Consider the following 696-nt stretch of genomic DNA (forward strand, 5'->3'; position numbering starts at 1 on the left):
GACGCCGCGTTCGGAGGCCTACTTTGTTTTCCCTCTGGCGCAAGGCACGCCGGGAAAACAGTGCGGCCTCGCAGCTACTGGGGTCTACCAGCCTTCGCTTCGCTCTCCATGGCTGGCAGCGGGGGAAAACCGGATGGGAACAGGTAAACTACAAGGTCAGCTTCAGGGCTTCAGCCGCTGGAAAATGCGGCAGCTGCATACCATGGAGCAACTGGAAGCCTGGCTGAAACAGCAGGGCCTGTTTACCTCTCAGGCGCAAAAAGCCCTGCAGCACGCAGGTATCACGCTGCGTCAGAACCACGTTACCGTCGCCGTAGTCGGCGAATTTTCCCGCGGCAAGACCGAACTCATCAACTCCCTGTTCTTCGGCGACCACAATTTCCGCCTGCTCCCGACAGACGCCGGTCGCACCACCATGTGTCCCACCGAAATCTTTCAGGACGACCTCGAAGAACCCTATTTGCGCCTGCTGCCCATCGAAACCCGTCTGGATGACATCAGCCTGACGGATCTGCAAACCCAGCCGGAGCGCTGGGAACATATTCCCCTGAACGTGGAAGATGGCGAAGACTTGTTCAGTAAGCTGGGAAAGATTAAGGAAAACAAGATGGTATCCCGCGATGCGGCCGAACAGATGGGCCTTATCGATGTCAGCCAGACGGTGGATGACCTGGAACGCCTGGTTTCCGTACCCGC

General features: G+C 58.0%; 1 protein-coding gene. It reads left to right on the forward strand.

Translation table 11 applies throughout. From position 1 onward, the window contains the following. Positions 1-696: dynamin family protein (locus tag ACOCD2_RS24140; RefSeq protein WP_305801677.1), on the forward strand; the 696-nt coding region annotated here is incomplete at both ends.

The organism is Thiolapillus sp. (assembly GCF_048562965.1).
GTDB lineage: Bacteria > Pseudomonadota > Gammaproteobacteria > Chromatiales > Chromatiaceae > Thiolapillus > Thiolapillus brandeum_A.